Annotated in this window: 11 protein-coding genes and 1 other RNA gene; 4 read left to right on the forward strand and 8 right to left on the reverse strand. The window is 62.3% G+C overall.

What is annotated here, in order from left to right:
- Positions 1-119: 119 nt before the first annotated feature.
- The 6 genes from ppnN to grxD all read right to left on the reverse strand — a co-directional run bounded on the left by ppnN (position 120) and on the right by grxD (position 7220).
- Complete coding sequence (gene ppnN, locus WJW29_RS02355; protein WP_011259722.1) at positions 120-1505, reverse strand: nucleotide 5'-monophosphate nucleosidase PpnN; 1386 nt, start codon at positions 1503-1505, stop codon at positions 120-122.
- 106 nt (positions 1506-1611) lie between these two features.
- The gene (locus WJW29_RS02360; RefSeq protein ID WP_011259723.1) at positions 1612-4806 is read right to left on the reverse strand and encodes a TonB-dependent receptor; all 3195 of its coding nucleotides are present in this window, start codon (positions 4804-4806) and stop codon (positions 1612-1614) included.
- Positions 4807-5418: 612 nt separating this feature from the next.
- Positions 5419-5495: non-coding RNA, sX9 sRNA (locus WJW29_RS02365), on the reverse strand.
- A gap of 68 nt (positions 5496-5563) precedes the next feature.
- A complete protein-coding gene (locus WJW29_RS02370) occupies positions 5564-6163 on the reverse strand; it encodes a YhgN family NAAT transporter (RefSeq protein WP_011409048.1) in 600 nt (199 codons plus the stop codon).
- The gene (locus WJW29_RS02375) at positions 6160-6903 is read right to left on the reverse strand and encodes an SDR family NAD(P)-dependent oxidoreductase (protein ID WP_011259725.1); all 744 of its coding nucleotides are present in this window, start codon (positions 6901-6903) and stop codon (positions 6160-6162) included. The genes WJW29_RS02370 and WJW29_RS02375 overlap by 4 nt, the downstream gene beginning before the upstream one ends.
- The gene (gene grxD, locus WJW29_RS02380) at positions 6900-7220 is read right to left on the reverse strand and encodes a Grx4 family monothiol glutaredoxin (protein ID WP_011259726.1); all 321 of its coding nucleotides are present in this window, start codon (positions 7218-7220) and stop codon (positions 6900-6902) included. The genes WJW29_RS02375 and grxD overlap by 4 nt, the downstream gene beginning before the upstream one ends.
- A 121-nt stretch (positions 7221-7341) precedes the next feature.
- Between grxD and WJW29_RS02385 the strand changes: the two genes are divergently transcribed.
- Positions 7342-7920: a Fe-Mn family superoxide dismutase gene (locus WJW29_RS02385; RefSeq protein ID WP_011409050.1), complete on the forward strand. Its 579-nt coding sequence runs from the start codon at positions 7342-7344 to the stop codon at positions 7918-7920.
- A 141-nt stretch (positions 7921-8061) separates the two neighbouring features.
- Here WJW29_RS02385 and WJW29_RS02390 read toward each other — a convergent pair whose 3' ends face one another.
- Positions 8062-9207: a 5-(carboxyamino)imidazole ribonucleotide synthase gene (locus WJW29_RS02390; RefSeq protein ID WP_011259728.1), complete on the reverse strand. Its 1146-nt coding sequence runs from the start codon at positions 9205-9207 to the stop codon at positions 8062-8064.
- Positions 9204-9707, reverse strand: coding sequence for a 5-(carboxyamino)imidazole ribonucleotide mutase (gene purE / locus WJW29_RS02395; protein WP_011259729.1), 504 nt, complete (start codon positions 9705-9707; stop codon positions 9204-9206). Before purE ends, WJW29_RS02390 begins: the two co-directional genes overlap by 4 nt.
- Positions 9708-9765: 58 nt before the next feature.
- Between purE and WJW29_RS02400 the strand changes: the two genes are divergently transcribed.
- The 3 genes from WJW29_RS02400 to WJW29_RS02410 all read left to right on the forward strand — a co-directional run bounded on the left by WJW29_RS02400 (position 9766) and on the right by WJW29_RS02410 (position 12023).
- Positions 9766-10035, forward strand: coding sequence for a Trm112 family protein (locus tag WJW29_RS02400; RefSeq protein ID WP_011259730.1), 270 nt, complete (start codon positions 9766-9768; stop codon positions 10033-10035).
- Complete coding sequence (gene nadC / locus WJW29_RS02405) at positions 10032-10919, forward strand: carboxylating nicotinate-nucleotide diphosphorylase (protein ID WP_011259731.1); 888 nt, start codon at positions 10032-10034, stop codon at positions 10917-10919. Before WJW29_RS02400 ends, nadC begins: the two co-directional genes overlap by 4 nt.
- 63 nt (positions 10920-10982) lie before the next feature.
- Positions 10983-12023, forward strand: a complete 1041-nt coding sequence (locus tag WJW29_RS02410) for a DUF2272 domain-containing protein (protein WP_011409052.1) — start codon at positions 10983-10985, stop codon at positions 12021-12023.
- Positions 12024-12268: the final 245 nt, after the last annotated feature.

A 12268-nucleotide genomic window follows, 5' to 3' on the forward strand; every position in this document is an offset into this window, starting at 1 on the left:
AACAAGCACAAGGGGGACGAACGGTTGTTTCAGGGTCACCGACGCATGCGGCAGACGATCTTTCCGGCGAATTACGTTCCCCTACCACTTTTCGGCCATAGCTTGGAGATTCTCAAGCCCTAGGTCGCCACCCGATAACAAGGCCGGTAGTCCCCCGAGATCTTCATCCGCCGTTGCTCGACGAAGCCACGCAGAAGGTCGTCCAGGGCCTGCATGATCTCGGGATCGCCGTGGAGTTCGAAGGGGCCGAATTGCTCGATGCGGCGCATGCCGTCTTCCTTCACGTTGCCGGCGACAATGCCGGAGAAGGCGCGACGCAGGTCGGCGGCCAGGGCTGCTGCCGGGCGACCGTGATGCAGGTCCAGCGCGGCCATCGCCGCGTGGCTGGGCTCGAACGGCTTCTGGTACTCCAGCGGAATGTGCACCGACCAGTTGAAGTAGTACGAGTCCTTTTGGTCCTTGCGGTGCGCGCGCACCTCGTGGACCCCTTCGGCCATGCGGCGCGCCACGGCGACCGGGTCGCCAACGACGATCTCGTAGCGCGAGGCAGCTGCATCGCCAAGGGTCAGGCGGATGAAGCGGTCGATCTGCTCGAAGTACTGCGCGGCGATGGTCGGGCCTGTAAGGATCAGCGGGAATGGCAGGTCCGCATTTTCTTCGCGCAACAGGATGCCGAGCAGGTAGAGAATTTCTTCTGCAGTGCCGACGCCGCCCGGGAACACCAGAATGCCATGACCGATGCGAACGAAGGCTTCGAGGCGCTTCTCGATGTCCGGCATGATCACCAGATGGTTGACGATCGGGTTCGGCGATTCGGCGGCGATGATGCCTGGCTCGGTAACGCCGATGTAGCGGGTGCTGTGTTTGCGCTGCTTGGCATGCGCGATGGTGGCACCTTTCATGGGGCCCTTCATCGCGCCCGGGCCACAGCCGGTGCAGATATCCAGCCCGCGCAGGCCGAGTTCATAGCCGACCTGCTTGGTGTACAGGTATTCGTCGCGCGAAATGGAATGCCCTCCCCAGCACACGACCAGATTCGGGTCCAACGGCTGCAGGATGCGCGCATTGCGCAACTGACCGAACACGGCATTGGTGATGCCTTCGCTGGTATCGAGATCGGCGCGTTGCGCTTCGAGTTCGATGGCCATGTAGGCAAGATCGCGCACCACGGCGAACAGCAGCTCGGCCACACCGCGGATGATGTCGCCATCGACGAACGCCATCGCCGGCGCGTTGCTCAGATCGATGCGGATGCCGCGATCCTGCTGGTTCACCTGGATGTCGAAATCCGGGTAGAGATCGCGCGCGGCGTGCGGGTCGTCCGATGCGCTGCCGCTGGTCAGCACGGCCAGCGCGCAACGGCGCAGCAGCTCATGCATGCCACCGCTGGATGCATCACGCAGCCTGGCCACTTCGGCCTTGGACAACACATCCAGGCCACCACGCGGGTAGACCCGCGCATCCACCACCGGCAGCGCCCGCGCTGCTGTACTGCTGAGTTCCATAGCATGCTCCTGTCGTCGACACAGAACTTTAGCGTACTCACCCGCACAAAAGAAAACGGCCGGGAGACCCCGGCCGTTTGTGCAAACTTCGACACGCTAGCCAGCTTTAGAACTGGTAGCGGAAGCCCAGCTGCAGCGCCCAGCGCGAGATGCCCTTGTCGTCGTAGACAGTGGACTGAGCCGGCTCGTTGAAACGGTACACATACTTGCCGGTTGCAGCATCAATACCGCCGTATTCAACAACGCGCTTGAAGCCTGGGAAAGCATATTCGTCCACGCGGCCCCAGTTCTTGTTGAGAAAGTTGCCCACGTTCATGACGTCAAGCCAGATCTGCGCTTTGTTGCCATCGAAAAAACCTGGAAGTTCCTGCTCGATGTGCAGGTCGAACTGATTCACCCACGAATTACGCACCGCGTTACGACCGGCAAGTTGTCCCTGATGAGTGGAGAGATACTGGTCGTTGTTCACGTAATTCCAGAATGCATTCTCTTCAGCCGCACTTCCGAACAGAACATCGCCGCGCCCCTTTGGAATGTAGAGCAGATCGTTGGCTCGACCATCGCCATTTGCATCGTTGTCGAACGTGTAGCTGTACGGACGGCCGCTTCGCCCCTGATAGACCAGGCCTAACTTGGTGGCATAGTCACCAAAGAAGTTGTGCTTCCACTGCAAGGTGCCGAGGAAACTATCCTTGATCTCATACGCAGAAGTCGCGTTGACTTCTTCATTCGCCTGGAACGCTGCGGTGTTGAGCAGCTGCGAACCCGACGTGGAGCTAGTCAGACCGCTGACTTCCTTCGCGTTTGAGTAGGTGTAGGCCAAGCTCCATGACCAGTCGCTATCATTGAAGGGCTTGTTCAAACCAACAGTGAAGCTTTGCGTCGCACCCTCACTGGTCGGACGCGCAATGATGGCGTCATTGAAGCGCTGATCGCTATTTGCACGCGCCAGCGCATTGCCGGACACACGCCCCTGGTTGTCCCAGTTAGCGCGGTTGCGACCAACTGCGTTCCAGTAGATCTGGCGACCATCCTGACCAACCGCAGTCGGCGCACCCAGATTGAGCTGCTGGTAATAGATCGCCTCGTTGACCCTGGTAACCACACCTTCCAGAGAGCCAATGATGCCGTGCCACGGAAGCTCTGCATCAAACGCCAAATTGGCTTTCCAAACCGATGGCTGCCCGAGATCCTTGTCGACAAAGTCGACTGACTGGGTCGCGCCGCCGGTCCCAGTCGGCTGATTATTGACATCCGGGGTGAAACGGATATTGCCACGGGTGATTTGGGATGCGTTACGGAAATTGTAATCCGTGTAAGCCAAGCCGGTATTGGAGAATGGATTGGACAACCACACAGAAGCAGCAGCACCCTGGAACAGACCAACGCCACCACGCAACTGGGTCGGACGGTCCGCATCGAATGTGTAGTTGAAGCCGAAGCGTGGCTGCCACAGATCGTTACCATCGATCGTAGCGTCATTACGCACGCCGAATGCGTCGAATGCGGTCTGATTGAACTGCGGGCTGTTCGGAACCAGCTGTTTTTCATAACGCAGACCGAAGGTCAACGTCAGATTACTGTTGACCGCCCAAGTGTCCTGCACAAACAGTCCAAGATTACGCAAGCCCCAATTCGCTGCGATGTCATCGATGTTCCTGGTATTCGAGGACGAATAGCGGTAAGACACAGGCCTGTTGGCGCGGTAAGCGGCGATCGATTCGAAGCTGTAGGAGCCGAACACGCGCGGACCATACAGGTTGAAAATATCGTTATCTTCGTAGTCGAACCCGAATTTCACCGTGTGATCGTTGAGAAACAGGTTGCCTGCGAAGAAGGCGTTCCAAGTTTTGGTACGCAACTCATTGGCTTGGGTATTCGCCTCGGTACCCAGGTTGACCGAGTTAGCGCCGACACGGACATTGATGGCCGGCAGCTGCGAGGCAGCGGTACGTATCGCCGAATAGTCGCGATAAGACACCTTGGCCTCAGTAGAGAAGTCCTCGGTCCAATCGCTGAACAATTGCGCGGTGTAGGTCTCCAATTCGAAATCGCGCACGTAGTGGTACGAATTCAATGCCAACGAGCTGGTGCTGAATCCATTGAGGTTCGCAGTGCTTTGCTCGGACTTGCCATAGCGGAACGAGCCACGGTGCTTATCGCTGATGTTCCAATCCAGCTTGAAGCCCTTTTCCTCAGAGTCAGAATCCAGTGCAGGAAGCGCGAGCGTCCCTGGGTCGAACCCATACACATTGCGCGAAATATCAACGATCTCGTCAACCTGCGCCTGCGAGATGTTCACGGTATTGCTAGCTCCAGAACCAGTTGGACCAAAGCCGCTGTTACCGTTGAACACGCCCTTGCCCTTGTACTTCTCGTAATTCGCGAAGAAGAACAATTTGTCTTTGACGATCGGGCCGCCCAGGGTCAAACCATACGTCGCTTCGTTGTCGAACAGCTGCGGGCGAATACCGTTCTGATTCTTGCCTGACCAATCGTTGTCACGATAGGTGCCATAGACCGACCCGTGAAACTCGTTGGTGCCGGACTTGGTGACCGCATTAATCACGCCGCCGGTGCCACCGTTAATGGTGACGTCGTAGTTCGCCACGTCTACCGAGATTTCATCGATGACGTCCATCGAAAACGGCTGGCGCGGTGTCGGCAGGCTGTTGGATTCCAGACCGAAGGCGTCGTTGGTGCTGATGCCGTCGACGCGGATCGCGTTGTAGCGCGGATTTTGGCCGGCGATGGAGATTTCGTTGCGGGCCTTGTCGGTTTGCGCAACGCGCGGATCCAGGCGCACATAGTCCTGCAGGTTACGGTTGATCGACGGCAGCGACTCGATTTCTTCGCGGGTCACGTTGGTGCCGGTACCCATCTTGTTGGCGCTGAAAATGTCCGAGCCGTAGTTGCCGGCGATCGCCTGCACGGTGCCCAGCGTGGCCAGATCGCTACCCAGGGCGGCATCGACCTGATTGACCTTGTCCAGGTTCAAATACACGCCTTCGCGGGTGGTGTTGCCAGCACCGGAGGCGGTGATGGTGATGGTGTAAGGGCCGCCCACACGCAAGCCGCGCGCGTTATAGCGTCCACTGGCATCAGTGGTGGCGCGGCTGACCGTTCCGGACTCCACGTGCGTGATGGTGACTTCGGCATTCGGGACGGGCTGGCCGCCACTACTGGTCACCAAGCCGGCAACGCCAGCCGAGGTACTTTGCGCAAACACGGGAGCGGCGGCGAGCGCGGCGACAAGGCCAAGCGTCAGCTTGGACATGCGGAGACAACGGGGGTGGGTCATTTCAGTAGCCTCGATGCAGGTTGGCAGTGACAGAAAGGCGCAGTCAGCCCAACCGTTCCCGGGGGTGGGCTGCCGATGATCTGGGGTCCCTTGCCGTGCGGCTGGTTACTTCTGCAACTTTTAACAACAGATTAACAAGCTAAGACCTACCTGTGACGGCGACGTGACAAAGTTCACGTTCTGCAACACGCACTGCGTAGGTGAAGGTGCAAGCGCCAGATTGCGCAAAGTCGCAGCGGCATGGAGATGGGCGTCTCATCTCTTCAGCCGTTGAAGCACCAGAAGAGATCTGAGCGATCAAATGGCTGCCGTCGCCTATCGTCTGCGCGCGGCGCATGTCGACGTCATATGCCGACTGCACTTCGAAATATGACACCCAACTGCGATATCACCAAAAATGCGCATATGCACTTCAAAAGGTGACGGGCGGCGACCAACATCCGGTAACAGACGCCTCAGCTACCTTTCTGGCGATATGTCGTGCTGGTCAGCCGCCTGCGCTCATGGGCAGCGAGCACACGAACCAAGGCGAAAATGGGTTGGAGCGCCCCCCCTGCTCATGCTCCTGCACACACGCGATGGGACCCGAGGGATTTCTTCCCCACTAAGAGCGGCTAACAACACGGAGCGAGCAGCTGTCAGCTGGGCGCGGACGGCGCGCTCAGAACCACAGTGCAAGGGTGGTGCCTGCCGATTCCGAGCGCCGGCCGCGCCCGCCTGGCGGCTACGCAGTCGTTTTGTTAGCGGCTCTAACGCGCTAGATCGATGCCGGCAGCTTGAAGTACGTCCCCAGGCCGTCCAGGAACATCTGTACGGAGATGGCAACCAGCAGCATGCCCATCAGGCGCTCGATGGCCGTGAGCGCGCGGTGTCCGAGCAGTTTGTACAGCAGCGGTGCGGAGGCGAGGATCGACGAGGCGCCGATCCAGGCGATCATCAGCGCTAGGCTCCAGTCCCAAAGCCGCGTAGGCTCGTTGCTGCCCATGAGCATGACCGCGGCCATGCCGGATGGGCCGGCTACCAGCGGGATGGCCAGCGGCACGATGAAGGGCTCGCCGTCGGGGATTTCGCCCATCAGGCCTTCGGGCCGCGGAAAGATCATGCGGATACCGATCAGGAACAGCACGATGCCGCCGGCGATGGCCACCGATTCCTGGCGCAGATGCATCAGCTCCAGCGCGTATTTGCCGCACCACAGGAACGCCATCAACACGCACAGGGCGATCAGCAGTTCGCGCGCAAGCACGAAGCGCTGGCGCATGGGCGGCAGCGGCTTGAGCACGCTGAGAAATACCGGGATGTTGCCCAGCGGGTCGAGAATCAGGAACAGCAGCAGCGCCGCTGAAAGAATGGTCATACCGACGGACTCCAGATCGCACCGCGATGCGTCGCCCCAGCGGCGGACAACACGCTGACGCATGCAGGCGCGTAACGTACGGCATCGACCGCGTCGCTGTCTTCGTGATGGGTGAAAGCGCGTGCGCGCAATGCGGTGCGCATCGGGCCGGGTTGCAGGCCGCTGACGCGGACCGGGCCAGCGGCGGTTTCATGATGCAGGCTCGCGATGAGGCCGCGCTGCGCATGCTGAGCGGCGCCATATGCGCCCCAATAGGCCTGGCCGACGCGTGCGGGGTCGTCCACCACAAACACCACGGCTGCGTCGTGCTGCTGACGCAATAAAGGCAGGCATGCCTGGGTCAGCCACGCGCGCGCGGTCAGGTTGACATGCAAGGTGCGCGCGAAATCGGCGGGAGCGGCAAGTTCGGCCGGCGTCAGGCCGGCAAAGTCGGCAGCGCACTGCAGCAAGCCATGCAGGCCGCCGAGCTCAGTCTGCAACCGTTGCGCGAGCGTGGCGTAGTCGTCTGGTGTTGCGCCGGCCAGATCCAGCGGATACAGCAGCGGCTCGCTACCCAGCGCTGCAACTGCGTCGTACAGGCGTTCCAGCGGGCGCAGCTTGCGGCCAAGCAAGACCACCGTGGCGCCTGCGGCCGCGCATGCCTGTGCCGCGGCGGCGCCAAGGCCACCGGCAGCGCCGGTGATCAGCACGACGCGACCCGCCAAGGCGGCGGTTTGAGGCTGGGCCTGCACCGAACTCACGGCTGATAGGCCTCGCTGACGATGCGCTTGAGCTCGCCGACTTCAAACAACTCCAGGGTGATGTCGCAGCCGCCAATCAGCTCGCCATGAATGAACAATTGCGGAAAGGTCGGCCAGTTGGAATAGCGCGGTAGATTCGCACGCACCTCGGGTTCTTCCAGCACGTTGATGGTGCGCAGCTGGTCGGCACCGGCGGCCACCAGGGCCTGCACGGCGCGGCTGGAAAACTCGCACATCGGGAATTGCGGGGTACCTTTCATGAACAGCACGATCGGGTGTTGTTCGACTTCGGCCTGGATCCGTTCCATCACCAGCATTGGACTCTCCTGACTGGGAGCGGCAGGCCCGACCGCCGGGTCGGATAGACTTCCGCAAAGGCACGCATTGTAAGCCTTCAGCGCGACCTATCGCCGCACTCCCTTCGCTGCCACTGACATCATGCCGATCGAACACGTTGCACTGCCCTACTCCCGCGCGGCCCTGGAGCCGCATCTTTCCTCTGCAACACTGGGGGCGCACCACGGCGTCTGTCACCGCAGCGAGGTGGAGCAGCTCAACGCGCGCATCGAAGGCAGCGAGTTTGCCGAGCTGACGCTGGAACAGATCATCGCGCAGGCGCAGGGCACGCTGTTTCATCTCGCCGCGCAGGTGTGGAACCACAACTTCTATTGGCAGTGCCTGCGTACGCGTGCTGGCGGCGAGCCGCTTGGACAGCTCGGCGAGCGCATCGCCAAATCCTTCGGCGACTTCGTGCATTTCAAACTAGAGTTCAATCGCATGGCCTTGACCAGCTTCGGCTCGGGTTGGGTGTGGCTGGTGCAACGCCCGGACGGCGCGCTGGCAGTGGTCGCCACACCCAATGCCTCCACCCCGCTCACCGGGCCGGACATTCCGCTCCTCGCTTGCGATATCTGGGAACATGCGTACTACCTGGACTACCAACAGGATCGCGCGCGCTACCTGGATGCGTTCTGGAAGCTGGTCAACTGGGATTTTGTCGCAAGCCGGCTGGGCTGACCTGACCGCTCAGCTTGCGTCAGCAGATGGGCACTGGTTCATCTGCTGACGAAGTTACCGAGCGTTTTCGAACCCGCACCACTGCGTCGTCGCGGAAAACGATTTGCACAGCGCTGGATCACCGCTGATGCGCTACGCGCATCAGCCTTCGTTCAAGCGCGCAACCACCGGCCCAACTTGCGCATCGCGCAGCAACGCCGCGCCTGCATCGCGCACTGCCAGTGCAAGCGCCTGCGTTGTCTCCGCGCGCAGTGTTGCGTGCCCTACCTTGCGGCCATTGCGGGCTTGTTTGCCGTAATCGTGCCAATGCCCACCCGGCACCGCCAGAAACGCGGTGGCATCCGGCATCGCACCCAGCCAGTTCAGCATGCAGGCATGGCCGCGCATCGCCGTGCTGCCCAGCGGCAAGCCAAGGACGGCACGCACATGATTTTCGAATTGCGAGGTTTCGGCGCCTTCGATGGTCCAATGCCCGGAGTTGTGCACGCGTGGCGCCATTTCGTTGGCAAGCAACTCACCGTCGCGCACGAACAGTTCCAGCGCAAACACGCCAACATAGTCGAGCCTTTCCGACACGGCACGCGCGTGCGATTCGGCCGATGCCTGCAGCGCCGCATCCACGCGCGCCGGCGCGATACTGGCCGACAACACGCCATCTACGTGCCAGTTCTCAGTCAGGGGCCAGGCACGGAATGCGCCATCGCGCCCACGCACTGCCACCACGCTGACCTCGCGCTGGAACGGCACGAACGCTTCCACGATCAACCCAACGTGTGCCGCCTGTGCGCCCAGTGCGTCCCACGCGGCATCGGCATCGGCGAGCGTCTTGATGCGGAACTGGCCCTTGCCGTCATAGCCGAAGCGGCGCGTCTTCAGCACGCACGGCGTACCGATCTGCGCAAGCGCTGCATCCAGGCCGGCGCGGTCGTCGATCGCGGCAAACTCCGGCACCGGAATGCCGAGCTCGCGGAACAAGGTTTTTTCGCTGAGCCGATCCTGCGCAACCGCCAGCGCAGCCGGACTCGGAAACACCGGCACCTGGACGGCAAGTTGCTGCGCGCTGGTGGCCGGCACGTTCTCGAAGTCGAAGGTGATCACATCCACCTGTTCGGCGAAGGCGGCAAGGGTCGCCACGTCATCGAAGGCGCCAACCTGCAGCGGCGCAACCTGCCCTGCGCAGGCATTGGCCGACGGATCGAATACCGCAAAGCGTATGCCGAGCGGCGCACCGGCCAGCACCAACATGCGCGCCAGCTGGCCGCCACCGAGAATACCGACCGTGGTCATTGACGCGGGTCGTCGCAGGCCATGACATCGTCGGTCTGCTTGGCGCGGAACTGCCCCAGTGCTTGACCGATCTGCGCCTGCTCGGGCGCCAGCATGGCCGCCGCAAACAACGCCGCATTGGCCGCACCCGCATTGCCGATGGCAAAGGTGGCCACCGGAATGCCGGCTGGCATCTGCACGATCGATAGCAGCGAATCCATGCCATTGAGCGCCTTGGACTGCACCGGCACACCAAGTACCGGCACCGCGGTCTTGGCAGCCAGCATGCCCGGCAGATGCGCCGCGCCGCCGGCACCGGCAATGATCGCGCGCAGGCCGCGTTCGCCAGCCTGTTCGGCGTAGGTGAACAATACGTCGGGGGTACGGTGCGCCGAGACCACCTTGACTTCGTACGGCACGCCCAGCGCGTCAAGCTTGTAAGCTGCGTGTTGCATGGTCTCCCAATCCGAACGGGAGCCCATCACGATGCCGACCAGCGGCGCGGAGTGGTTGGAGGTCATGGCCCTGCCCTGCGGTAAAGACGTATTCTAGCCAATCTCCACGCAAGACAAGACTTCGATGGATCGCAAATTGCTCGACCTGCTGTGCTCGCCCGACACCCGCCAGCCGCTTTCGCTGCTCGACGTCAAGGGCCTGGAAGTACTGAACGCCACCATTGCCGGCGGAACCCTGCAACGCGCCGACGGCACCGCCCAGACCCAGCCGCTGCGTGAGGCACTGATCACCCGCGACCGCAAGCAGATCTTCCGCGTCGATGACGGCATCCCGGTGCTGCTGGCCGAAGAGGCCATCGCCACCACGCAAATCGCCGACTTCCCCGAAAAGTGAGCCTACCCGTGCACACCGACGTGCCGGTCACGCCCCCCGCCGAATCGATCGACGCCGATGTGGCACGCGCCCTGGCCGAAGACATCGGCAGCGGCGATGTGACCGCTGCGCTGTTGCCCGATCGGGCCGACAGCGCCTATCTGCTGTGCAAGCAGGATGCGGTCATCACCGGCCGCCCCTGGTTCGATGCCACCCACCGCGCGCTCGACCCGCAGGTGCGCATCGACTGGCTGGTGCACGAAGGCCAGCACGTGGCTGCCGGCACGGTGCTCGCACTGCTACAAGGGCGCAGCCGCAGCCTGCTCAGTGCCGAACGCACCTCGCTCAATTTCATGCAGACGCTGTCGGCCACGGCCACCACCACCGCGGCGTATGTGGCTGCGGTGGCCGGGACGCGCGCGCGCATCCTGGACACACGCAAGACACTGCCGGGCCTGCGCGCTGCGCAGAAATACGCCGTGCGCTGCGGCGGTGGCGGCAATCACCGCATCGGCCTGTTCGACACGGTGATGCTCAAGGAAAACCACATCCGTGCCGCCGGGTCGTTGAGCGCTGCCGTGCATGCCGCACGCGCGCAGCAACCGCAGCTGCCGCTGGTGGTCGAAGTGGAAACGCTGGAGCAACTGCATGAGGCACTGCAGGTTGGTTGCACGCGTATCTTGATCGACGACTTCGACCAGGCCATGCGCCGCGAAGCGGTGCGTATCGTTGCCGCATTGCCGCTCGAACGACGCATTCCGCTGGAAGTCTCCGGCAGCGTGGATCTTGCCGGCATTCGCGCCGTTGCCGAAGACGGGGTGGACTGCATTTCGATTGGCGGGCTCACCAAGCACGTGCAGGCAGTGGATCTGTCGCTCAAACTCGGCCCGCCACCGACGCGCTGATTTCACGCGTGCGCGCAGCCGGCTCTGGCAGCCTGCCGCGATTGTTTTCGTGCAGGATCTGCAATGAGCGTAAAACCTTGCCAGTGGCTCTGCTTGTTGCTGGCAGGTGTTGGAAGCAGCGCTGCGGCTGCGGAGGTGTGCGATATCCCGCCACGGTTCGGCACCAGCCCCGCTGCGATCGCCATCGTGCGCAGCGCCTGCAATGAGCATCGTCTCTGGCAACGCCCGTTTATCGATGCCAAGGGTCGCGTGGTCAGTCTGGGCGTCACCGAAGCCGAGTCGGGTTATCTCGCCGACCATGGTCTGGTCGCCTGGCAACGCGTTGCAGGCTATTGGCGCGACAGCGGCACACTTGCATCGATGGGCGGCCGCCCCGGCGCTTCCAGCTGCGCGGCACTGGATGGTACGCGCTACACCGCCAGCGACTGCCGCGCGTTTTTGATCGACAACCCGTGGTCGGCCGCTTTCATTTCCTGGGTAATGACACAGTCGGGGCTGAGCGGTTTTCATCGCTCCGTACGCCATCTGGATTACATCCGCAGCGCCTATGACGACGGCGCCACCGGACCGTACCGGTTCACCGATCCGGCGGTCGAAAAGCCTGCGCCCGGCGATCTGCTGTGCCTGCTGCGCGGGCGCAGCACCGCACTGGGCTATGCCGGCCTGAAGGCTGCCCTCGGCGGCAGCGCACCGATGCCGTGGCAGTCGCATTGCGACGTGGTGGTGGCCGCCAATGTCGGCGGTGACCGCACGCTGTACCTGATCGGCGGCAATGTGTTCAACACGGTGATGATGCGCAAGATGCCGCTGGATCGCGCCGGTCGCGTGGTGTTGCCAACGCCGCAATCGGACAGCAGTCAGGAGCAGAATGAAGACAGCGTGGGCATCGCCAGCGAGTGCACGCCCGCGCACGAAGAACTGTGCGACTTCAATCGCCGCGACTGGGCCGCACTGCTGAAACTGCGGCCTGACGCGACAATGAGCGCACCGCCGCCGAGTGCGCCATTGCCGACACCCGGCATCGTGCCCACAGATCAGGCAATGCCGCCAGGCTTCCCGCGCGTTGTGCCGCCGCGTCCGGAGACGCAGCCTGCGCAGACGTAACAACAGCAACCTGAGTAAAGACGGATTCAAAGCCTCTCTCCTGCGGGAGAGGGATTGGGGTAAGGTACGGTGCGAAGCCCTTGTTCGCCCTCACCCAATGCGGCTTTGCACGCCCCCCCCCCGTCCGGCGCTGCGCGCCACCTTCTCCCGAGCTGAGAAGCAATCCAAGCCCCTCACCTGCAGGAGAGGGGTTGGGGTAAGGGTGCGGGCGAAGCCACTTACATTCCGAATATCACGAGGCTTTG

Source organism: Xanthomonas sp. JL1 (assembly GCF_038405005.1).

Coding starts and splice junctions, on each gene's coding strand:
- ppnN (WP_011259722.1), bottom strand. CDS start 1,505: ATGGAACTCAGCAGTACAGCAGCGCGGGCGCTGCCGGTGGTGGATGCG.
- WJW29_RS02360 (WP_011259723.1), bottom strand. CDS start 4,806: ATGACCCACCCCCGTTGTCTCCGCATGTCCAAGCTGACGCTTGGCCTT.
- WJW29_RS02370 (WP_011409048.1), bottom strand. CDS start 6,163: ATGACCATTCTTTCAGCGGCGCTGCTGCTGTTCCTGATTCTCGACCCG.
- grxD (WP_011259726.1), bottom strand. CDS start 7,220: ATGCTGGTGATGGAACGGATCCAGGCCGAAGTCGAACAACACCCGATC.
- WJW29_RS02385 (WP_011409050.1), top strand. CDS start 7,342: ATGCCGATCGAACACGTTGCACTGCCCTACTCCCGCGCGGCCCTGGAG.
- WJW29_RS02390 (WP_011259728.1), bottom strand. CDS start 9,207: ATGACCACGGTCGGTATTCTCGGTGGCGGCCAGCTGGCGCGCATGTTG.
- purE (WP_011259729.1), bottom strand. CDS start 9,707: ATGACCTCCAACCACTCCGCGCCGCTGGTCGGCATCGTGATGGGCTCC.
- WJW29_RS02400 (WP_011259730.1), top strand. CDS start 9,766: ATGGATCGCAAATTGCTCGACCTGCTGTGCTCGCCCGACACCCGCCAG.
- WJW29_RS02410 (WP_011409052.1), top strand. CDS start 10,983: ATGAGCGTAAAACCTTGCCAGTGGCTCTGCTTGTTGCTGGCAGGTGTT.